This window comes from Streptomyces sp. NPDC044064, assembly GCF_056434245.1.
Map to the genome: position 1 here is coordinate 96,151 of NZ_JBWKFN010000022.1, position 22,817 is coordinate 118,967.

Below are 22,817 nucleotides of genomic sequence, written 5' to 3' on the forward strand. Positions count from 1 at the left end.
CCCAGCTCGGCCGCTATCTCGCCGAGCACTCGTCCGACCCGGACGCCGACCCTGCGGCCGATGATCCGGGGCGCGGTCGACCAGCATCCCGATCAACTGCTCGTCCGACACCGCCTCCGCAGCCAACTCGGCGACCGCCTCCCCCACGGCCTCGGCTCGGCGATCGTCTCGCTCATAAGGCGTCTCCTTCATCGTCGGATCCGCCGTCGATTAGACACTCCCGTTGGCATGCCCGGGCGGCGGTGACGCGCGCAGGGACAAGCGAGTGCGCGTGAGCAGGCCCTTCACCACGGCTTCGGACGGTCCTTGTTCGCTCAGCAGCCGATTGCAGTGCAGATGCACGAAGCTGCCGCACAGCGAGGTCAGAGGCTGGGTGAGCCGGTGCTCGGCGGCGAGCTGCCGCAGCCGGGCGGCCGAGGACTTCAGGGCGGCTCTCATGTCGGAGAGGATCTGGTTCAGAGGGTCGGGACGTGCAGCAAGGGCGGCCGCTCCGGCATCGTCGAGCAACCGGCGAAGTGCGATCTTTCGGGACCGGTACTCGGGTCCACTCTGCCGTCGGACGTCCGGCGCGACCTGTAACAACTGCAGCAGATCCGGCTCGGCGAGTCCGAGACCGGTGAGCAGTTCATCCACGCTCAACACGGCCAGCTCGGTCCGGTCCAGGCCGAGTTCCGTCGAACGCTCCGCCGACAGCAGCTCACTGACGGCGAGGCTGTCCGCGGCAAACACGTCCTCCGCGATGGCCATGCCCGCGACGCCGCCGTAGCGGGAGATCTCCCGGTTATAAGTGTCCAGGCACAGCCGAGTGCACAGCTCGCGGTCCGTCAGGTGCCGGCCCCAGGCGAGGATCTGCGGCAACAGGTCGTTCACCAGGCGATCCGGCTCACCCTTGAACCTGAGTCGAAGGTGCGGGTCGGGATCCCAGTAGCGCAGGAAGAACCAGGAATCCGCGAGGCCCGACAGCACCGCGGACGCGCAGAAGGCGCGCAAGGGTCCGGCGATGATGTCCTCCGTGAACACCGCCGGGGTGTAGATCTTGACGAACAGCCAATCGGAACCAGGGAGTCGGAGCCGGTCCGAGGCCATACCGTCCACGGCGAACGTCGTTGCCGGCGACGGTGGTCGAACCGCCGTCGGGGCGGGGGCGGGTTGCACTAATGACACCACTAGATCCGCAAGGTGTCGGCCGTCCGGCCCGGGCAGCCACGCATCCTCGTGTGCAGGGAGTGCTTCCTCGAGCGCGAGGGAGCGGCCGTCGCGCAACTGCCGCAGCTCCCGGCGAAGCTCTTCCCGCTGGTCCTCGTCCTCCAGGTCCAGGAGCAGGCGATTGTCGCCAGCACTGAGGTACACCCAGCGGGGGACGTGGGCCTCGCTGCGCCAGGTCGCCGGGGCGGCGTCGAATGCGGCCGGGTCCGCAAGCAGGCGTTGGGCCAGCGGATGGTCGATCCGCCACCGTGCGAGAGACAGCACGATGCGACCGGACTGGACGCGGGGCAACACCGGGCTGAGGCCAGCCGGCCCCCAGTCGAACCCGTAGAGCTGGACGAGACCATCCTGCCGTATGTCGTCGAGGAACCGGCACACCTCCGGCGCCTGATGGTTGTTGAGCATGTGACCGGAGCAGGCACTCACGAGCATGTTCACGCGCGGCCAGCGCACATAGAGTCGCGACTCCGACACGCCGACGACCAGTTCGTTCAGTGGTACGACGCGATCCGGCGGCACGGATGCGGGGGTGCCCACGGGGATCTGGTGCGGGCGCACCTGCGGGCGCAGAACGACGTTCGCGGAACGGGGTTGCACCGGGAGGTAGACGAGCTCAGCGAGGAGGTGGTCGGGGCGGTGCTCGGATTCGGTCCGGTGGATCTCCGCGAGGGTCTCCTCGGCCGCGGGGCCGAGCAGATCGGAGAAGCGGCCGAGGACGCGTCCTGCGGCCGACGCCCCGAGGTTCGGCCCGATGACGAGGCGGTAGTCGCCGGCGTCCATCGCCTGAGCCGACGGTGCGGCGACGTGGACGAACAGGTCGAGGGACAGCGGCGCGATCTCCGGGGTCGGCCGACAGGTCTCGAGTTTCCGTAGAGCGGTGCGATCCAGCTCCACCACCATCCGGCCGTCATCCACGGCATCGGCCGCCCAGTCCCGTAGCGCCTCGTGCCGGGTCGGCGGGCCTGGGGGCGGCCCGGTCGCGTATGCCGCGGTCGAGGGCGATCCAAGGCCGAAGGCCGGGTCGAGCAACTCGAGCAACGGCACCTCACCTGCCGTGCCGTATCGGGCCTCGAAGGCGTGCCGGTACTTCGCAAGGTGTGGGAGGCCGGCGGGCAGCGGGCTGATCCGCAGCAGCAGCTCGGCTGCGCGTATGGTGTCGGCGGCGACGGAGGCGGCCACCGCCCGGCCGCCCACGGACAGAGCCATGTCGACCTGGGGCACGGCGTCCTCCGCAGGAGGGCCTGCTGCCTGCGCGCCGTCGATCAGCCCTCGGAATTCTACTGCGGCTCGGTCGTCAGGCAGATCGTCCCAGGCCGCCATCGCCGCGAGCAGGTCCGTCAGGCGCCGGGCGCTGCCATCCGCGCCGGGGAGGAGCCGGAGCCGGTCCGCGACATACCGGCCGGGGTTCGCCGTGGTCAGCGGGGGACGCAGATCGGTCAGCAGGAAGCCCTGGTGGCACAGTTCGTCGAGCAGACCCTCGGCCTTCTCCTCCGTACCACCGGGGCGTTGCAGCAGGACCTCGACCAGGCGGCGATAGCCGATCGGCTGTCGCGCGAGCTCGAGGGCATGCTGTATGGCCCCCGTCGCCCGTACGGACACGGGGTGGCCCTGCGCCGGACGCGGCAGGAACAGTCGATCCCCGCGGTGGTACACACCGGTGTGGGTCACCAGGTTGAGCTCGCGCCTGACTTCCGGCCTGTCTTCCAGCGACGTCACGAGGCCGAGCAGCCAGGACATGTCAGGGCGGGTCCGGGTTGCGTGCCGCCCCGTCAGGGACAGCGTGGTGCGCTCGCCCCATTCCGCGAAGGCGACGCCGGCGAAGCAGCCGTAGGGGGTTGGGCGGGTGGACATCCGGATCAGGTAGCGGAGCAGTTTGCCTCGCCTGCGTGCGGCGTCGCGGTCGGACGTCGTCGGGCGGGAGAGGGCGGCAGGGAGGTCTCCGGCGCCAACCTGCAGGGCGAGTTGGACGCGTGAATCGTCGGTGGCCGACCAGGAGTGCTTGCGTTCGCCGTCGTCGTGCGACGGTGCGGACAGCGCCGCGTACGCGTCCACAGGCAGGAGCGGTGCGCGGACAAACACCTTGTTCACCACGCGATAGAGCGGGCCGGCGGTCATGACAGGAGGAAACATCGGTCCCACCGGGGCGGGACGTCGGATGCGGCCGCGAGCAGAGCGAGGGCGACGCCCACCGCACCGTCGAGCAAGCCCGGCTGGTCCACCCGCCGCCCGTCCGGCTCGAGGTCCCGGAAGCCGAGCATCGAGTCGGGCTCGTATGCCTCGTCCAGGAGCTGATCGGTCAGGTCACGGGCCGCACGCATCAATTCCGGGGCACCGGTGTCGACGGCGAACCTCACCACTATGGCTAGCAGGCCGGCGACGCCGTGACAGAACGTCGGGGAGTCGATGCGCCGTTCGGCGACCGGCCGGCGCATGACCGCAGCTACGGACTCGACAGCGAGGTCCCGAAGCTCCGGCCGGTCCAGGGCGAGGCCAGCCAGCCACAGCGCGCGAGCGATCCCGGGGCTGCCGTAGCACCACGCCGTACGGCTGGTGTCCTGCCGGCCGGGAGCGAGAGCCTGGCCATCCGGGATAGCCACGACCGTCGGCCAGTTCGGCCCCCAGCGGTCGTCGCTGCGGTGCTCCTGCAGCCATCGGGCCATGCGCTCGAGGCCGTCGGTGACTCCCGGCAGCGGCGGGCCGTACAGGTGGGCGAGAGACAAGAACGCGACCGGGCCCGGGACGCCGTGCGCAAGGCCGCAGTTGAGCACGCCGCGGGGGTACAGCCGCGCGAGGCTCTCGTCCGCCAGCAGCCGCGGTGGCGTGTGCCAGGCGGGCAAGTCGTCGTGCTCTTCGCTGAGCGCCACCAGGGCCCGCGATACCTCCGACATGCCCCGGTGGCCGTATCCGTCACCTCTCGCCAGCAGATATCCGCCGGTCCCGCTCAGCCCGGAAATCAAGTCGAACGAACTCACCGGCACGCCGCCCCGTCCGTCGCCGCAGGCGTCGGCCGCCGCTGCGGTCATGGGCACGAGAGCTTCATCGAGTGCCGTCAGCATCCGGCGGTAGCGGACGCCACCGCGTGCCAGGCTCAGCGCGGCCGTGCCGACGCCTGCGAGCCCGCCGAAGAGCCCCGGACCGCGGCCGGGTGATTCCTGGGCGGCGCTGCACGCACTGTTCAGATAGTGGTGGCCTACGACATCCCAGCCCTGGCTGGGAAAGCACGCATCGAAGTACGAGCAGGCCAACGCGATGCCTGCGGCTCCCTGCGCCAGATCGGCACCGTCCCGGCCACCACCCCGCGGATAGCCGGTCTGCGCCACCGCCGCGGCAGCGGCAGCTCGGACCACAGAGGGTTGTCGTACGCGCCGCGCCACGTCCAGGGCCACGTGCCGCGCCCAACGCTGTTGGGTGACGGGCAGCACGGAATGCCACGACTCGCGGGACCGCACCGGTCGAGCGCTGCCTAGCATTGGCGCCCGCAGGTGGGGATGTGCGGATTCCGCGTCTCGCAGTCACAGGTGCGCTGACAATCGGTCGGGCACGTGTTGCACGTGGCCTGGCCGCAAGCGGTGTCGCAGGTACCGCAGGTCGCCTGCTCGCACCGGGTGAGGCAGGTGTTGCAGGTCGCCTCGCACGTCGGCTGACCGCATTGCGTCCGGCACGTATCGCAGGTCGCCTGACCGCAGTCCGTCCGGCAGGTCTCGCAGGTGACGCATGTGTCGCGGCACGTGCGCCCGCGACAGGTCTGCGCGACGCAGGTGCCGTCACAGGAGCGGCACGTGCCGACCGTACAGCCGGCCTGTTCGGTGCCTGGGCACCGGCACGTAACCGCGGTGTCTTCGCAGCCCTGGCACGTACCACTGGTCAACCCGCAGCCGGGGCAGGTGAAGAAGCAGGTGCCCGCCGTACAGTCGTCGCCTTGCACACAGGTGGCGCCACCGCAGGTGTCGTCCGTGGCCGCGCGGGCCCGACCTGTCGCGCCACGGCCGCTGAAGCGCACGTCGATGTCGAACTCGTCCAGCGCTCCCGGCGTCCGGTGCCACGTGTAGTTGACGGCCGCGTCGCGCCGCAGCGACACCCGGCTGCTGTCGAGTCCCGCGAACGGCAACGCGTCTGGTGACAGTCGCTGTACGTCAAGCACGTCATCGGCGCGGAACTCGGCGAAGTAGTCCAGGTCGCGGGTGAAGTAGATCCGGTGGTACCCGGGGCGGTCGCTGGGACCGAGCAGACCAGCGAGGTCCAGCGTCCTCAGCGGAGGCTCTGCGGCATCCGGCCGCATGCGCTGAACGAAGGGATCGGCGGCGAGCCACCCACCGGTCTCGCTACTGACCGGGGCGTCGTCGCGCGGCGAACCGGTGGTCTCCGCGTTTGCGGAGCTGTCATCCGGCGCGGAATTCGCCGGCTCGCTATCGGTCATGGTGGCTCCCTCGGTGCTGCCTCAGCGAAGGGCGCAACCAGTGTGTTGGACCGCACCACTGTGCGGTCAATGGTCAGGGTCCACGGTACGTCGAATATCGGTATCAATTGCTCTCATCGACGAGTACCCGAGACGGAGGGGCCCTCACCCGTGAACACGAGCCGTAAGGCGATATGCAGCTCGCGGTGTATGAAACAGCGGCCGGTTTGCCCGAAGGGGCGCGTGGCAGTGAGCGAGGTGTACGACCGCGGGCCACACGGTCTCTCCACCGCCGCCTCGTACAACACCCTCCGCCTCTGGGACGTCTCCACCCGACACTTGATCCGCACGCCCGTCGCCAGTACCGACGGCATCAGCCGCGTGGTCTTCAGCCCCAACAACCACAGCTTCTTGGTCACCGGACGTAACGGAAAGATCCAGCAATGGACTGTCCTCGCGCAGGCACAGCCGGAAGCCCCTGCCACAGCAATCTGCGTCCAGGCCAGCCGACAGCTGACCAAGGCCGAATAGGGCCACTACGTGAAATACACCCCACTATCAGTGGATCTCCTCCACGTCTTGATACGGTCGGCTCCGCCGACCTGCCCTGCCCGACCGAATGGGGCCGGGCTGCGCGGGACGGGCGTGGCGGCGGCCTGTGGGCGGTCGCGCGCCGGGGGCCGCAGGGGGCGGGGGCGGGTTAGGGGCCCGACGTACGCAGGAACGAGCAGCCCCGATCTCGTCGTAGTGCCGCAGCGTCCGGGACGTCGCCCCGGACATCCGGGCCATGTCCGCGATGGACCAGGCCATAGCCGTGCCTTTCATCGCCAGGGCCGGTCTCTGCGGCCACACCGATGACCGTAGGAGTTGACGTAGCGGAAAGCGCACGCAAGAGACACCGACCGGCATACCTGTCCCCCACTTCGGCCTTCCGTCCCCACACAACCGTGGCGAGGTCTGGCACGTCTTGCGTGTGCGTGGCATCCACCAGATCTTCGTGCCGCACCCCACCCGCACCCGGCGGGCGGCGAACCGGAAGGGGCACACGGCGACATGTCGAAGCGAAGAACACAAAGGTACCGACATAAACCTAGAGAATTACGGGCGTACAGCCTCCTGGCCCTCATCGTCTCGCTCGCGCTGCTGCTGACCGGGACCGCCGGACCAGCCGCCGCTGCCGCGAGCGCGAAGTCCTCGGCCCAGCGGACCGCGCCGGTCGCGCTCGGCGCGTCCGGCACCGCCCGCGCGTCGCTGGTGAGCGACGGCGACGGCGACCTCGCACTCACCCTTGACGCGGGCACTCCGTACGATCCCCAGGTCATGCAGCGTCAGCTGGACGAGGACGTCAGTCAGCACCGGCTCCTGAGCGACACGATCCGGCAGGAGATCGACGAGGAGCTTGACGGCATCTCCGACGACACGAAGTGGGCGGACTTCGACGGCACCGTGAGCATGGCCGGGAACACCGGCCTGACCCTCACCGTCCCCGCCGCGAACGTGCAGACGGCGGCGACCTGGAAGCAGCAGTTCTTCGCGATGGGCGTGGGTATGCTCGCGAAGTACCTGACCCAGGCGGCCTGTTTCGTTGTCCTCCCCGAGGCCGCCCTGACATGCCCCACGATCGGACGGTTCACCGGCGCTCTGGTCAAGGGCCTGGTGCTACAAGCCTTCGACCATGAGCTCAAGGACCCGAAAGCGTACGCCAGGACGTTCGTCGACGCGCTCAAGGCAGCGCTGTGGAAGAACGCGAGGGACAGCCTGGTGGCATGGCTGAAGACCAAGTTCCCGGGAGTTCTGGCCCTCATCGCCGCGTCGATCAAGTCCCAGGTGCTCTCCTGGGTCCAGGACGCGGCGAACTGGATGGCCGCAGTACTTCGGGACATGGCCGACCTGCTGCCGGACGGGATCGCCGAATGGGGGCCGCCGCCGACTACGACCAACGCTCCCCCGCTGCGCGTCATGGTCGTGGGAGATTCCATGACCGAGGGAATGGAGGGCGACTACACCTGGCGCTACCGACTGTGGCAGTGGTTCCAGGACCAGAACGTCGCCGTCGACTTCGTCGGCCCGTACAAGGGGACCAAGCAACCCGACCCGGGCGGGCCACCGGCCCCGCCTTCGTTGCAGGGCGAGATCGAGAACCCGTCGGCGACGCCCCCGCCCGTTTCCGGCGCCTACGCCCGAGGCGTTTCCCCGAACTTCGACAGCGACCACTTCGCCGTGTGGGGCCGCCAGGCCGCCCAGGACAAGGATCTGATCGGGCCCATGGTCGCGCAGTACAAGCCCGACCTGGTCCTCTTCGGCCTCGGTTTCAATGACATGGGCTGGTTCGTGAGCGACGCGAGCGGCACCTTGGACAGCATGAAGACCCTGGTCGACCGCGCCCGTGCGGCCAAGCCGGACATCCGTTTCGCCGTGGCGAACGTTCCCCAGCGCCTCTTCATCAACGGCCGCCAGGACCTGGTGGACAAGACCAACCAGTACAACGACCTGCTCAAGGCGGCCATCCCCTCCTGGAGCACCTCCGCCTCCCCGGTGAAGCTGGTCGACTGGGCAGCGGCCTACAGTTGCAGGCCCACCGCCTGTCCAGCCGGCTACGACGGCCTGCACCCCAACGCCCTGGGCGAGTTCCAGATCGCCTATGCCTACGCGCGCACCCTGCAAGAAGGGTTCGGCATCGGGCAGTCCACGCCCAGCAGTCTCGGCAACGTTCCCGAGCGGCTGACCTACCCGGTGTCGGGGCTCAAGGCGGAGTCCGTCCCCAGCGGTGTGAAAGTGAGCTGGGATCCGGTGTTCGGCGCACGCGGGTACACCGTCCGCTACCGTCTCGTGGGGGCGAGCGCGTGGCAGGAGACCACGGTGTCGACCAACTCGTACTACACCACCTGGACCGAGGACGGCTGGACGTGGGAGTACCAGGTCCGCACCGACAACTACACGGACGGGACGTCGTCCTGGTCCATGGCCAGTGCGACCGCGCATCCCGAAACGGCAGCCCCGCCCAAGAAGATCGTCACCGCGGCAACGTCGACGGGTGTCGACGTGTCCTGGGACGCGGCACAGGGGCCACACACCGACGCCATCGACCGGTACCAGATCATCACCTGGGACAAGGACGTACCGGGGGCGTACATCAGTGGCACGGCCGTGCGGGGAACCGCCGCGCACATCGACGGACTCACGCCGGGACACCACTATCTCGTCGCGGTGGCCACCTGGAACCGGGCCGGCGGCGGCATGCCGGGGGTCGCCCGGTCCGTGACCGTGGGCAGGGGCACACCGCCCGTACCGACGAACGTCACGATCAAGTCCCTCGACGCCACGACCGTCCAGCTGAACTGGCAGGGCTCTCCCGAGGCGGCCGGGTACCGGGTGTGGGTCCGCAACGTGAACGCACCCGGCGGTTCGACGGATCCGGACCCGTACATCACGGATACCCCGGATCACCAGATCGCCTTCCTCTACCCCGGCAACTGGAACTTCGAGTTCTGCGTCACCGCGATCAACGGCGCACTGGAGTCGAGCCGCTCCGACTGCGTCCGTGTTCCGCTCCCGCCCCCTTCGACCGGCGTGTCCAAACGGCCGCCCTCCGCGCGTAGTCACGGATCGATGTCGAACCGGGTCGAGACGTCCCCGTTCGTCGACGGCCGACTGACCGAGCGGCAAGGGGACTTGACCACTGCCGTGCCCCGCGGCTGAGCCCAGCCGCAGTTTGCTGTTCCTGTGGGCCGCCCGAGCCCACAGGAACAGCTCCCACCGAGACGTCGTCTCACCGCTCGCCCCCGAACAGCGGTCAGGGTGTGTCGCCGGAGCAGTGGAGGCGGCAGCTCACACCCGTTTCCCGGGCTCGGCCATGGTGGGCTCCGTTCGAAGAGGACGGTGTGCTCTTCACGCAGGCTGCGTCGTGATCGCGAGGCCATCAAGCCGAAAGTCAGGTGTGGTGCACGGGGTGAGTGAAACTGGTGCGGAATCCTCGTTCACCGTCCCGCCATATGGGAATCAGGCTGAGGAGGTCAGCGCCCGCTCGCTGCCCGCACAGCACAGCACCAGCGTGACCCGCGTACCCGGGTGGTCCCACAGGCTCTGCAGGTACTCCAGGCACGGCACGGGCAGGCGCTGCGCCTCATCGACCACCAGCACCCACGCCTCTCCCAGAGCCCCCGCGACCGCGCCGTCGGCCAGTGCAGATGTGTGCGGGAAGCGGCCCGGCAGCGCCAGAGCGTCGAACACCGCCCGCCTCATGGCGGCCACCGACGGGCGCACCGGCACCGGCACCGGCACCGGCACCCATGTCACCTTCCAGCCCGCAGGCACTTCATGGAGCGCCGTCCGCACCGCGACGGTCTTGCCCCGGCCCGGGTCGCCGAACACACGCCGCGCCCTGAACCGCCATCGCGTGACCGACCGCCTCGGCCACCGCCCGCACCGAAGACGTCCGCGTCAACTGCGCTCCCGCCGGGAACGCCACACCCACCGGCGCAGCGCCCTCCCCCGACGGTCATCCCCCGGTCGCCTCTGGTACCAGACGCCGTGGCGGTAACGCAGACGCCTTCGCCGCGCCGCCCTCACACGGCCTGGCCAGGGCGAGTTCCGAAGTGCCTGCCGCGTTTGCTGCTCCTCCCGCGCCCGCCGCCCTCGAACTGATGGAGCAGTACGCGGCACGGATGCGCCGGAAGCCCACGCGGACGACCTTCGCCGACCTGGGCCGGCCACCGACTCTCGACCAGCGGCGCGGGTTCGCAGCAGCCTGCCGGTCGCGGCGCAGGGATACGCCCACGGCATCCTCGCCATCGCCCGGCCGGCCCTCACCACCGACAACGACTCCTACGCCCGCGTCCTTCAAGACCTGCAAACGCGCGGGGTCTTCCTCGCCTACCTCCCCACGGCAGATGCGCTCCGGTGGGCGGTGTGAGCGGGCGTGGCGAGGCGGCTGAGCAGTGCGTGGGATCGTCGGGTCGTGGTCCTGGCCTCCGCGGTGTGCCCCGTGGCGTCGAGAGCGAGCGCCAGCACGCCCATCGTCTCCGCCAGCTCGGTCATGTGTGTTCCGGGGGCACGGGCGGCCAGGCGGCGGCGTACGGCGAACGCTCGGCGTGCCATGCGCAGGGCCTCATGGTGGCGGCCCGCTGCCGTGAGGGCCAGGGCCAGTACGTGCAGGGCGGCTCCGAGTGCGATGCGGTGCTGCGACGCGTCGTCCTGCGGGGGCGCCAAGGGCGCGGTGAGTGATCTGAGCACGCCGCGGGCCAGTCCGAGCGCCCGGGGCCATGAGCCGTTTTCCAGCAACGTCCAGGCCAATGAGGTCAGGGCTTCGTCCAGAGCGAGGCGATCGCCGCCCCGAGCGGGGATCGCTTCACCTGCTGCTTCCTTCGCGTACAGCAGTACCAGGTGCTGGCAGGCGTCCACTGCCGCTTCGGGGCGCCCGGCGGCCGACTGCGCGGCGGCGTACAGGTGCAGCGCCTGGCAGTACCCGTCCCTGCGACCCTCGGCGGGGAGGCCTGGCTGGTCCTCGTGGTGTCGGACAGCCTCCTCGGCGGCGGCCAGCGCCTCGGTGTCGTCCGCCTGTTGCAGCACTGCGGCCAGTTGTACGAGGAGTGCGCCCTCGTTCGCCTTCTCGTCCTCCTCGGCCTCGCTCGCCTCGTCGTCGTCCTCCTCGGCCCGGTCGTCGTCGTTCTCGCCCTCGACCACGCTCTCGCTCACGCCCCGTCGCAGGGCGAGGGCCTCACGCACGGGATCGACGGCCTCGGACGGTCGCCCCGCGTTGCACAGCACGTCGGCGAGACGCGACAGATCCCCGGCCAGGGAGAGGCGGTGGTCGGCGTCTTCGGGGTCGGAGTCCAAGAGCCGGCGGCGCAGGTCGACCATTTCCCGTACGCAGTCCGTCGCCTCCTCGTGACGGCCCAGTTCCTCGAACGCCGATATCCGGTGCCCCAGGAGTTCGAGCAGGGTGTCAAACCTCTGGGGATGTTCCTCGGCCGAGGGCTGGCGGCACAGGGCCAACGCCTGCTCGGTCCGTGTCAGGATGTCCGACCAGCGGCTCAACTGGTGCATGTAGAACACCAGGTTTCCCACGACGCGGACGAACTCGTCGACGAAGGCCCCGGGTTCCTCGGCCACTGCGGCCGAGAACCTGTCGTACGCCTCCGTCGCCGTGGCCAGGGCGGCCTCAGTGTCTCCTGAGTCGTACAACGCGTAGGACTGAAGATCGAGCACACGGGCCAACTCCGGTCCGTGTGCGGCGGGCAGCCGGTCGGCGAGGGGACGCAGGACGGCGACCGATTCGCCGAAGGCGCGCAGCGCTTTGGAGTACTGCTCGGCGTCGGCGAGGGCGTTGCCGAGTGCGGCGCGAGCGAGGGCCGGGGCGGATCCGTGGGCACCGGGGGTCGAGGCCTCGGTCTTTTCGTAGATCGCGACGGCTTCGCCGAGCAGGTCGATCCCCTGCTCCGGAACATGGTGGGAAAGTGCGATCAGGGCGTTGGCGAGCGACGGTGCCGCGGTCGGGTCGTGTTCGACCAGGGGCCGCAGCAGTTCCACGGCTTCCTCCGCCGACGCCTGCGCCCTGTCCGCGTCCCCGTGGTCGTCGAAGACGGCCGAGGCGTCGGACAGCCGCTCGGCCAGGTCTTGGGTGAAGCGGTTCGGGTCATGTGCGGCCAGGCGCCGGGATTCGGTCAGGCACTCCTCGACCGTGTCCACCGCCTCTGCGAGCAGGCCGGCTGTACGGAGGAGTTCGGCGTGGTTGCCGAGGACCTCCGGTATGCGTGGACGGTATTGGTCTGGCCACCGAGCGGCGAGGTCAAGGTAGAGGTCCCTTGCTCTGCGGGCGCTGGCCGTTGCCGCCCCGTGCTGCCCGAGCGCACCGTGGATCCGGATGAGGTTGTACTCGGACAGGGCGACATCGGGGAGGTGGGCCGGGTCGGCGCAGGCAAGATCGTGGTGGAGGTCGCGGGCGGTGAGTGCCCCTTCCAGCGCTTCGTCGAGCCGGTCCGCGTCGGCGAGTCGGTTCGCGTGGTTGTTCCAGGCCATCGCCAGATCGGCGGTGTACGTTTCGGGATCCCGCGTCGCCAGGTCCTCGTAGTACCGCAGCACGTCCTGGGAGAGCGACAGCGCTTCTGCACCGGACCGATCCTGGTCGGTCACCAGGGCCAGGGTGTTCAGGGCCAGGCCGAGGCCGCTCTCGGCTCCCGGCCAGCCGTGCGCGGTGAGTGTGTGCCACAGGGCGACGGACTTCTCGGCAGCGGTGCGGGCTGCCGGGATCCGCCCGATCTCGACCAGCCGGACGGCGTGACGGTGCAGCCGCCGAGCCTGTTCGGCCGACACCTCGTGAGGATCCAGCGTCGTGGGTCCCGGTGGTTGTCGGGCCAGCAGGCCCGAGAGGTCCGCCGCCCATTCGTCGAGGGCCAGCGTGGGAAGCGGAACCGCGTTGTACAGCCGCTGTGCCAGTGATCCGCACTGGTCCACAGCGCCCGTGATCTCGTCCAGTACGGCGGCCAGGGCCTGCCGGAGCGGGGCCGGGTTCTCCACCGCGACCACGGCGTCGACGGCCCGTAGGGCGAGTGGATCGGGGCGGGCGGTGACGACGATCCGGAGTGGTTCGGTGATGTGCGACTGGTGGAGCTGGGCCCGGGACAGCAGGTGGAAGGCGGCCGAGGTCTGGCGTTCGGTCGTGTCGGGCAGCAGGCGACCCAGCAACTCGGGATCCTCCGCGAGGACACCGCCCAGGAGATGTTCGCCCAGCCGGTCGGGCTGGAGGGGACCCCAGTGGTCGTCGTCGGATGGATAGAGGTTGGACAGCCAACGTCCGCAGCGCACTGGGTCCGGCAGCGGCGTCCGGGGTTCCTCGATGTGGCCGGTCGGCCGGAGCCTGCTGAGGACGGCCAGGGCCTGCTGTTCGTCCTCGGCGGGGCAGAGTGTGGCGGCAGCGACCATACGGCGGTACTCGAAGAGCGGTAGGTCGCCGATGCCGTGGCTGTACGCGGTGCGCCTCCAGACCTTCTGCTCGTGACGGAGGAGGACAGCCTCATGGCGTTCGCCGTTCGTGACGCGTACCGGGTCCACAGCCTGCAGCAGGGCTACAAGGGCGGCCATTTGGAGGTTGAGGGCGCCGGAGTAACGGACCTCGGTGACGGACGGCGGCACTGCCGCGCGTATCGCCTGCCGTGCCTTCGGCCCCGGGTACAGGGTGGTCAGTCCGTCTTCGAGGTCGGCCATGGCGTCGCGAACGGCGGTGGCACGGAGTGCGGCGGTGGGCTCCAGGGGAGGCAGCGGGCGTACGGCGGTGTCGCGCGGGACATGCGCGTGCTCGCGGAGTCGGCTCCACCACTGGCCGGCCTTGCGGGCCAGGATCAGGAGCCGCACCGGATGGCAGCGGTCTGGGACGGACTGGCCGAACACGTCGAGAAGGTCGTTCATCTGTGACTGGCGGGTCTCGGCGTAGTCCACGACCAGCAGCAAGGGAGTGTCGAGGGTGGCCAGGCGGGGCAGTGCCCGGATGTCGGCGCGTTCGGCGAGGAATCCAGCCGTCCAGCCGTCTTCCTCGGCGGCGCGGACTGCTTCCAGGGCCACCCTCGTCTTGCCCTGGCCACCTGGGCCGGTGATCAGGAGCACCGAGTCGCCGGCATCGGAGTGTCGCCAGTTCGCGAGGTCGCGGAGGGTTTCCTCGCGGCCGTGGAAACGGACCGCGGCCGCTTCCGGCCTGAGGAGTGAGATGGGGGTGAGCGTCGGACGCCCGGTGGGTCGGTGCAGCACCCTTGCGAGTTCGGCCGGCCGAGGGCGGACCGCCTGGAGACCGAGCAGTTCGCGGGCCTCGGGATCCTCCCACAGGGGTGCCGTCTCCTCGATCTCGACGCCGTCGAGTGCGTCGGCGCGCACCACGACCCCCACGAGCAGGCCGTCGCACATGACGGCTGCACCCGACATGCCATCCCAGCGGGTCCTCTTCTTCTCGTTCGGCCCCGCGGCTCCGTCGGGCAGTGGCGGCACGGGTTGGGCGACGTGGACAACGTGCCGTGATCCGAGGGCGTCCGAGGAGACCAGGGTGCCGCTGATGTGGGCGGTGTCCCGCATCACGGTGGCCAGTTGTGGGCCGCCCCGGTCCTCGTACACCCTGAGGCCCGCGGGAAAGCCGGTGGCTTCGATCCGTGCCGAACAGGGCCGGGTGGCCAGCCGTCCCCAGCGCACCGGTGGCAGCGCGGACAGGCCGGGCGCCCCGGCCTCGTCCTCGACGCGCAGCACGGCGAGGTCCCTGGGTCTGCGGTGTCCTTGACCCTCGGGCGCGTCCGGGTCCGAATAGCGGCGCAGCAGTACTCGGCAGCGCAGCCACGGGCCCGTCCCGCCGGGGCGGATCCACACCTCGCCGGTACCGGGTGTGGGCACGGTGTGCGCGGCCGTGATCACCAGTCCGTCGTGCAGCAGATATCCGGACCCGGCGGTGTGGGTTCGCGCACCGGGCCGCAGCGACGCGAGTTCGACCACACGCGGGTCCGCCGCCACGGCACGTTCACTCATCCGCTCTCCCACCCGTCGGCTGCACGCACGCTCCCGCGGCACATCCTGACAGACTGTGCGGGACAGTGTGACGGGGCGCTTCCGGTGGGTAACGATGGGGTTGACCGACGCAGTGCGACAGGGGGATGACATGTCCGACCGAGACTCCGCCGAGAATTTCGTCGAACTCGCGCAGGCCATCGGGTCGTTGCGCAATCAACTCGACACGGCCCGGCGGCTGGCGCCCGAAGGGGGGCTTTCCTTCGAAGTCGGGCCGGTGGAGCTGGAGTTCCAGGTGGCTCTGTTGAGCGGCAGCGAGATCACCGGGGGTGCCCGGTTCTACGTTCTGTCGGGCGGTGGGGCCAAGCGGCGGGAGCGGACGTCCACGCACACCATCCGGCTCACCCTGACACCTCGGGGACCGGACGGTGGGCCGCTCGAAGTATCGGACACCACGGAGAAGTTGCCGCAGAGGTGAGCTGGACGATCCCACCCGTCGCCCGGCGGGTGGTAGAGGTCTACCGGACCTCGGACGGCGGTCGGCACCGGATCGCCACGGGCCATCTGCTGGATGACCGGCTGGTGTTGACGGCAGGTCATGCCGTCCGTGGCGCGACGACGGCCCGTATCCGGTTGCTCGACGGCGGCTCGGTCTGGAACTGCTCGGTGGTCTGGCGTCGCTACGACAGCGCGGCGGGGACCGGGATCGACGCGGCGTTGCTCCGGATCGACGATGGCTCGTTCCGGGAGCCGGACGGGCTTCCACCGCTGGTGTGGGGACGGCTGGGTACGGGCGCCCGCCGTCCCGTCGAGGCGGTCGGGTTCCCGGCCGGTATGCGGGTGCGTGAAGAGGGTGCGCCGGCCTTCAGGGACACCGCGCACATTACCGGCCACATCGCGCCGGGCAGCAGGCTCAAGGCCGGCCGTCACGAGATCAAGGTGGACAACCCGGTGCCCGCCGTCGTCCCCGTGGGGTGCGCCGGAGAGGGCGCCGGGAACGTGTCCCGTTGGGGCGGGATGTCCGGGGCGGGGGTGACGTCCGATGGCGTGCTGGTGGGGCTGGTGGTGGTCGACCCCGCCCCGGGCTCGGCCGGCGGGGCGCTGACCGCCGTGCCGTCGACCTCGCTGCTGGAGGACGAGCAGGCGGCCGCACTGCTGGGGAGGCCCCGCATGAATGACGTCGCGCTCGCGGGCGTCCTTCAGCCCCCGCCCTCGCCCGCCCGGTCACCGGCGGGTCTCCTGCGGGCCGAGGTCAGCCCGGTCGGTTTCCACGGCCGGGAGTCGTTGATGGACGGGCTCGTCGAGTGGTGCCAGGCTCCGGGTCTGTGGTCGCTGAAGCTGCTGACCGCGCCGGGAGGTCAGGGCAAGACGCGGGTGGCGGCCGAGCTGGTGGATCGGATGGCCCGCCGGAACTGGAACACCGGGTTCCTGGACGACGACCCCGATGCCGACCTGGGCGCACTCGGTGAACTGTCCGCTCCCCTCCTGCTCGTCGTGGACTACGCGGAGACCCGTCTCGATCAACTGCTGGAACTGCTGAGGCTGTTCGGGACGATGGCCGGGACGGGGGTGGGACCGCCGGTCCGTCTGCTGATGCTCGCCAGAAGCGACGGGGAGTGGTGGCAACACGTGTGCCGGAAGAGCCGGGCACTGCGGGAGCCGCCGCCCGGCACCGTGGAGGAGCTGGGGCCGCTCGCCGACGATCCCGCGACCCGGTCCGAGGCGTTTCGCCACGCGGTCGTGGATCTGGCGCACGCTCTGGCCCGGTTGCCGGAGCTTCCCGCGGCGCCGCCCGGTTTTCGACCGGAGTCGGTGACACCGCCACGGCTGTCGGACGAGCGGTTCGCCAGGGCCCTGGAACTGCACAGTACGGCGCTGGCCGCGCTGTTGCAGCACCTGTTCCCGGTCCCGGCCGCTTCCCGGGGGCAGGGCATGGAACTGCTGATGCGGCACGAGGAGGCGTACTGGACGCGGACCGTGTCCGCCCACCGGATCGGTCACTTGCACACGGAGACCCTGCGGCAGCTGGTCGTCACCGCGACGCTGTGCCGGGCCCGTACCCCCGACGAGGCCAGAAATCTGTTGGAGGGGAGCGGGATCCTGCGCGGGGAGACCGCCAACACGGTCCTCGGCGCGGCGATGTGGCTCAACGAGCTGTACGGCGGCCGCGACGGCTACTGGGTGGGACTGGTGCCCGACCTGCTGGGCGAGCATCTGGTCGGTACGACCGCGCGGGCCTTCCCCGAGCTGCTGTCCGCGCTCACCGAACTGCCCGACGCCCAGCGGGCCGGTCATCTGCTGCGCGTGCTGTGCCGGGCCGGACAGAGCTTCCCGGAACTCGACGAGCGGATCGTCGGCCTGATCGCCGGACGCCCCCGGCCGCTGGCGCCCGTCGCCGTCGAACTGCTGGCCCGGGAGGGGTACGGCGTCCTGGGCCGAGCGGTGGACGCGGTGCTGGATGGGCCGGACGGGCGGGGTCCGCTCTCCGCCGAACTGCTCGCCGCGGTGCCCCGCCACACCGTGGTGCTCGCGGGTCGCGCGGCCCGGATGGCCGAAGAGGCCGTGGCGCATGCCCGGGGTACGACGGGCGCACCGCGGGAACTGGCCTCCGCACTCCATGCCCTGGCCTACCGGCTCGCCCGGGCGAGCCGGTATCCCGAGGCGCTGGAGGCGTGCGAGGAGGGTGTCCGACTCCGGGGAGGCGACAGCCTCGATGCCGCGGTGGATGCGGAGTTCATGGACGTCCTGCTGGGGTACGGCGCTCGGCTGGACGAGGTCGGCCGTCCGCACGACGCGGTCGCAGTCGGCGAGCGTCTGCTGGCCGCGCTCGGCCCGGGCCATCTTCCGGACACCCCCGAGGCTCAGGGCCGCCGGGCGACCGTACTGCACCAGCAGGCCCTGTGGCTGTACCGCGCGGGCCGCCACGACGAGGCCCTGCTGCTGGGGGCCGAATGCGTACGGCTGCGCGAACGGCTCCTGCGCCGGGACCCGGGGTGGCCGGCGGTGGAGATGGCCGACGCACGCCTGCACCTCGCCCTCTACCTCCACCAGGACGGTCGTGTCGCGGAGGCGGCCGAGGAGACCGCGCGTGCCGTGGCGATCCTGCGGGTGCTGGCGGAGGAGCACCCGGACGCCTACCTGGTTCGGCTGGCGGAAGCGCTGCACAACGAGGCCCGGACACGTGCGGCACTGAGCGAGCACGGGACGGCGCTGGGCCTGGCCGAGGAGGCCGTCGCCATCCAGCGGGGTCTGCTGGACGACGAACCCGCCCCCTCCCAATTGGGGCTTCTGGCCCGGTTGTTGAGTGGACTGGTCAGCCGGCTGACGGCGATGCGCCGTCTGCCCGATGCCCTGGAGGCCGCAACGGAGGCGGTGCGCCTGCGACGTACGCTCGCCACCGGGCGAGACCCCCGGGCTGTGGGTGAACTGGCCTGTGTACTGGCGGATCTGGCGCTGTCGCTGCGTCGTGTGGGTGACGACGAAGGGGCGGTGGTGGCCTCGGAGGAATCGGCGGTGGCTCTGCGCGAGGCGACCGGAGGCGGTGGGGCTCCGGTGGGCGGGGAAGGCGCCCGCATTCTGTGCGTCCATGGTCTCGTACTCGGCTCCCGCGATCCGGAGCGGGCCCTGAAGGTCCTGGAGGAGGCCGCGGACGTGGCCCGAGCGGGGCGACACACCGTGTTGCTCCGGCGATGCCTGACCGAAATTGAGCGGCTGCGCGCCAGTTTCTGACCGTCAACTGACTTTGATGGACCGAGAGGAGACTCAAACCATCACTGTCGGAGCACTCCGGGAAAGAGGCGATCACCGCACCTTCCGGGCGGGGACCATTCCGGCATACCGTCGCCTAGGCTGAAGCCAGCGCATCCCCCTGTGAACGGTCGTCCCTGCAAGGGAGTTCAGACATGCCCAAGAAGCCCAAGACGTCGGAGCAGGACGGCAAGGCCGCCCCCGCACCGGAATTGTCGGCGGCTCGGCCTGCCCCTTCCGCGCAGGATGCTGCCGGTCTCACCCCGCAGGACGCGGATCTCGACCTGAACAGCGAGACTTGGTCCAACTTCTCCGAGGTGGACGACGAACTCGACGGGCTGCCCGAGCGGTGACACCACCCGGTCCGGCAGCCGTCGACCACCGCACGGACCCCCGTGTCGTCGAGGTCTACAGCAGCAGGCCGGACGGCCGGGGCGGCGGCACCGGCTACCTCCTCGACGACGGCCTCGTCCTGACCGCCGGCCACGTCGTCAGCCGTGGCGACTGGCGGCAGGCCGAGGTGACGGTGAAGTTGCCGGGCTCGAAGGACTACCTGCCGTGCGACGTGGAGTGGTACGGCTACGAAGCCCATGAGCCCGTCGACACACGGATGGACGCCGCCGTCCTGCGGATCTCGTCGCCGCTTCCGGTGCCACCGGACGGCGGTTCGCCCCCATTGCGCTGGGGCCGCCTGGTCACCGGGCTGACGGAGGTTCCGGTCGACCTCGTCGGCTATCCGTCCGGCATGAACGTACGGCGCGACGACGACATGGGAAGGCTGGTGCTGCGGGATACCGTCAGGGTGCGGGGAACCGTCAACACCGGAACAGCCGTCAAGGCCAGGCGCTACCACATCGTTCTGGGGCAGCCGATCCCCTACTCGCCGGCCGCCGCCGTGTCCCGTTGGGAGGGAGCCTCCGGCGCGGCGTTGCTCAGCCATGATCTGCTGTGCGGTGTCGTCGTCACGGCCAAGGACGAGCCGGGGCACGGTAGGGCCCGCGCGATCCCGGCCGAGGAACTCCTGGCAGACCCCGGCTTCCGCGCCCTGTTTCCGAATGCCGTCACCGAACCGGTCGAACTGCAGCCGCTGCTGGAACGGGAGTCGGTCCGGCCGGTCAACACCCCCGTGTCGCTGCTCAGGCCAGACGCTACGGCCGTGCCGTTCACCGGACGCCGGGACGTCCTGGCCCGCCTGAGCGCATGGTGCGAGCAGCCCGGCCGGTTCTCCGTACGGCTCGTCACCGGACCCGGAGGCCAGGGCAAGACCCGACTCGCCGCAGAACTCGTTCGCCGTCTGCGGCTGCGGAACTGGAGTGCCGGATTCCTGGCCGCGGGAGCCTCCCCGGCTCTCCTGCCCCTGGTCACTGAGACCCGTACCCCGTTGCTGCTCGTCGTCGACTACGCCGAGACGAGGGCCGAGCAACTCCAGACCCTCCTCGATCTCGTCGACCGACACGAGCACACGGACACCTTGGCGCTGCGACTGCTGCTGCTCGCCCGGGACGAGGAATCGGGCGACTGGTGGGAGAACCTGTGCAGCGAGGCCCTGCCCCTGCGCGACCCGCCGCCGGGGACGGTGCTCCCGCTGCCCGACCTCTACGGCGAGGATGAAGAACCACCGGACGACAACACCTTCCGCATGATCGGTGAGAACCTCGCCGAGGCACTGGCCGGGCTGCCCACCGTCACCGCGCCCTGGGATCCCGCCGTCCTGCGCACCCTGCCCGTGCCCGACCTGGACGACCCCCGTCACCACCGCGCCCTGGACCTCCAGATGGCGGCCCTGGTCGCCCTGCTCCAGGCCCTCGACCCCGAGGACGGCCCGGCGGACGAGCCGTACGAGGGCGTACTGCTGAGGCATGAGCAGAAGATCTGGAGGCACACCGCGCACGACCGGGGACTGGGCGTCCTGACCCTGGGTGCCCGGCGGGAACTGGTTGCCTCGGCCACGCTGTGCGGCTCACCCGCCGACCGGGACCAGGCCCGGGACGTCCTCGCGCGGCTGTCGACGCTCACGACCGACGCACCGGACGTCGCGGACTCCGACGCCACCCCCGACGTGGTCGGCGCCGCCGCGGAATGGCTCGCCACCCTCTATCCCGACCCGCACACCTTCTGGGGGCCGTTGCGCCCGGACCGGATCGGGGAATATCTCGTCGGGCTCGCCGTCGACCGACGCCCGGCGCTGCTGGACGAACTGCTCGCCACGGCTCCGACCGCCCAGGCCACCGACGCACTGAGGGTGGCCGCCCGAGCGGCACCCCGGCACTGTGGGCTCGGGCCGCCCCTGCACGCCGTCGTGGTCCGCCACCCCCGGCGGCTGGCCGGACCGGCCGTGACCGCGGCGACCACCAGCGGATCGGAACCGGGCCCCCTGCACACCGCCCTCGCCGAGGTCGTACGCGATCACCCCGACGATCAGACGCTCCTCCGGAGCATGTTCACCCGGCTGCCCGCGCACTCCCGCAACCTGTCCGTGTGGGGAGCTGACCTCGCCGGGGCCCTCGTCACGCTGGCCGGAGGAGCGCTCGGCGAACAGCCGGACGACACCGCCTGGGCACGACTGGCGGCCGCCTTCAACGACCACGCCCACTGGCTGACCGCCGTCGGCATGCACGACGAGGCACTGGAACGCGGCGCGATGGCGGTCCGGCTCTACGAGGGCGTCGCCGGCCGGGAACCCGGCCGCTACGCCCACGACCTGGCCACCGCGCACGAGGGCTACGCCCACCAACTCCATCTGCAGGGCAGGCGGGAGGACGCGTTGGCATCCGCCGAGCGCGCGGTCGCCCTGCGGCGCGAGCTGGCCGACGGGCCCGTCGCCCGCGCGGCGCTCGCGGTGGCGCTCACCGGGTACGCCCACCATCTGTCCAGCCTCGGACAGGACGTGGAGGCCGCCGGGGCGAGCGGCGAGTCCGTGTTCCTGTACTCCGGACTTCCCCCCAGGACACTGTCGGCCCATGAGGACGAGTACGCCGCCGCACTGCTGGCCCATGCCGTCTGCCTCGCGGAGCTGGCCGAATACGACGACGCCATCGACGCCGTGGACCGGGCGATCGTCCACTACCGCCGGCTCTCCCGCCGTTACCCCGATGCCCATCTACGACCTCTCGCTGCCGCGTTGGCGACTCGGGCCGACCTCCTGGTGGACACCGGATCCTACGAACGCGCCCTAGACGATGCCGGGTCGGCGCTGAAGACGTACGAACGTCTCGCCGCGGGCCCGGTCGACCTGTACACCGGTGAACGTGCCGCCGCGCTGCACTGCGTCGCCCGCTGTCTGGGGCCCCTCGGCCGCTGGGAGGAGGCGGAACGACGGTCCCGGGAGGCCGTCGAACTCTACGACGAGCTACGGCGGGCCGCGCCGCGGACGCACACCTTCGCCTGGGCCCGGGCAGCCGACGGCTGGGCCATCGCTCTGTCGGAGTCCGGTCGCGACCGGCAGGCCGTGGAGGTGAGCCGCGGCGCCGTCGACGCGCTGGAGGAACTGCACGCCGACGGCGACCCCGGGACGCAGAGCGCGCTGGCCGACGCGTCGCGCAACCACGCGGTGATCCTCTTGGAGCAGGGGCGGGCGGCCGACGCGGAGCCCTTCGCAGCCCGGGCCCTCGCACTCTGCCGGGAGACAGCCGTCCACGACGACGGGGCCTTCGCCTACGAGACGGTGCTGTCCCTGCTGGTCCAGGGCATGGTGCTGGCCACGCTCCGGCCCCGCGAGAGCGTACGGCCGCTGCTGGAGGGACTCGGCCGAGCCCAGGAGGCCGATGACCAGGAGACGGGTGCGCGGTTGGCAGCGGTGCTGGTCGACGCCTACCGGGCGGACCCCGCCGTGGCCGATCTGGTCCACGAACTCACCGGCGCCGTACCCGACTGGCTTCGCGCCTGACCCGGGCGCCGGTCAAGGGCGGGGCGGCGGGAGGAGGCCCTGGATCCGGGTGTTCTGGAAGGAGACGAGTTCCCAGCCGTGTTTCCGGTGGGCGGCGGTTCATCA

At 70.8% G+C, this 22,817-nt stretch carries 11 protein-coding genes and 1 pseudogene; 6 read left to right on the top strand and 6 right to left on the bottom strand.

The features are described 5' to 3' along the window. Positions 1–210: 210 nt before the first annotated feature. The 3 genes from AC07DS_RS31165 to AC07DS_RS31175 form a co-directional block, all read right to left on the bottom strand. Complete coding sequence (locus tag AC07DS_RS31165; RefSeq protein WP_479150651.1) at positions 211–3,321, bottom strand: lantibiotic dehydratase; 3,111 nt, start codon at positions 3,319–3,321, stop codon at positions 211–213. After that, a complete protein-coding gene (locus AC07DS_RS31170; protein WP_479150653.1) occupies positions 3,318–4,553 on the bottom strand; it encodes a lanthionine synthetase C family protein in 1,236 nt (411 codons plus the stop codon). The genes AC07DS_RS31165 and AC07DS_RS31170 overlap by 4 nt, the downstream gene beginning before the upstream one ends. Before the next feature lie 116 nt (positions 4,554–4,669). After that, complete coding sequence (locus tag AC07DS_RS31175; RefSeq protein WP_479150655.1) at positions 4,670–5,623, bottom strand: hypothetical protein; 954 nt, start codon at positions 5,621–5,623, stop codon at positions 4,670–4,672. A 228-nt stretch (positions 5,624–5,851) separates the two neighbouring features. On the opposite strand from AC07DS_RS31175, the gene AC07DS_RS31180 reads away from it, so the two are divergent. Further along, positions 5,852–6,133 carry a hypothetical protein gene (locus AC07DS_RS31180; RefSeq protein WP_479150657.1) on the top strand — a complete coding sequence of 94 codons (282 nt, stop codon included), beginning with the start codon at positions 5,852–5,854 and terminating at the stop codon, positions 6,131–6,133. Positions 6,134–6,309: 176 nt separating this feature from the next. Here the strand turns inward: AC07DS_RS31180 and AC07DS_RS31185 are convergent. Beyond that, positions 6,310–6,412 (bottom strand): annotated as a pseudogene (locus AC07DS_RS31185) (MerR family DNA-binding transcriptional regulator); the annotation flags it as partial. A gap of 243 nt (positions 6,413–6,655) precedes the next feature. On the opposite strand from AC07DS_RS31185, the gene AC07DS_RS31190 reads away from it, so the two are divergent. Continuing rightward, positions 6,656–9,301: a fibronectin type III domain-containing protein gene (locus AC07DS_RS31190; RefSeq protein WP_479150659.1), complete on the top strand. Its 2,646-nt coding sequence runs from the start codon at positions 6,656–6,658 to the stop codon at positions 9,299–9,301. Between the two features lie 300 nt (positions 9,302–9,601). Here AC07DS_RS31190 and AC07DS_RS31195 read toward each other — a convergent pair whose 3' ends face one another. Beyond that, positions 9,602–9,973: an ATP-binding protein gene (locus tag AC07DS_RS31195; RefSeq protein ID WP_479150661.1), complete on the bottom strand. Its 372-nt coding sequence runs from the start codon at positions 9,971–9,973 to the stop codon at positions 9,602–9,604. 501 nt (positions 9,974–10,474) lie between these two features. Beyond that, complete coding sequence (locus tag AC07DS_RS31200; protein WP_479150662.1) at positions 10,475–15,100, bottom strand: hypothetical protein; 4,626 nt, start codon at positions 15,098–15,100, stop codon at positions 10,475–10,477. Positions 15,101–15,230: 130 nt separating this feature from the next. Here AC07DS_RS31200 and AC07DS_RS31205 point away from each other — a divergent pair, with 130 nt between their 5' ends. The 4 genes from AC07DS_RS31205 to AC07DS_RS31220 all read left to right on the top strand — a co-directional run bounded on the left by AC07DS_RS31205 (position 15,231) and on the right by AC07DS_RS31220 (position 22,712). Then, positions 15,231–15,557 carry a trypco2 family protein gene (locus AC07DS_RS31205; protein ID WP_479150664.1) on the top strand — a complete coding sequence of 109 codons (327 nt, stop codon included), beginning with the start codon at positions 15,231–15,233 and terminating at the stop codon, positions 15,555–15,557. After that, complete coding sequence (locus AC07DS_RS31210; protein WP_479150666.1) at positions 15,554–18,808, top strand: tetratricopeptide repeat protein; 3,255 nt, start codon at positions 15,554–15,556, stop codon at positions 18,806–18,808. Before AC07DS_RS31205 ends, AC07DS_RS31210 begins: the two co-directional genes overlap by 4 nt. A 173-nt stretch (positions 18,809–18,981) precedes the next feature. Beyond that, positions 18,982–19,179: a hypothetical protein gene (locus AC07DS_RS31215; protein WP_479150668.1), complete on the top strand. Its 198-nt coding sequence runs from the start codon at positions 18,982–18,984 to the stop codon at positions 19,177–19,179. Then, positions 19,176–22,712, top strand: a complete 3,537-nt coding sequence (locus AC07DS_RS31220; RefSeq protein WP_479150670.1) for a trypsin-like peptidase domain-containing protein — start codon at positions 19,176–19,178, stop codon at positions 22,710–22,712. The genes AC07DS_RS31215 and AC07DS_RS31220 overlap by 4 nt, the downstream gene beginning before the upstream one ends. The last annotated feature ends 105 nt before the right edge of the window (positions 22,713–22,817 follow it).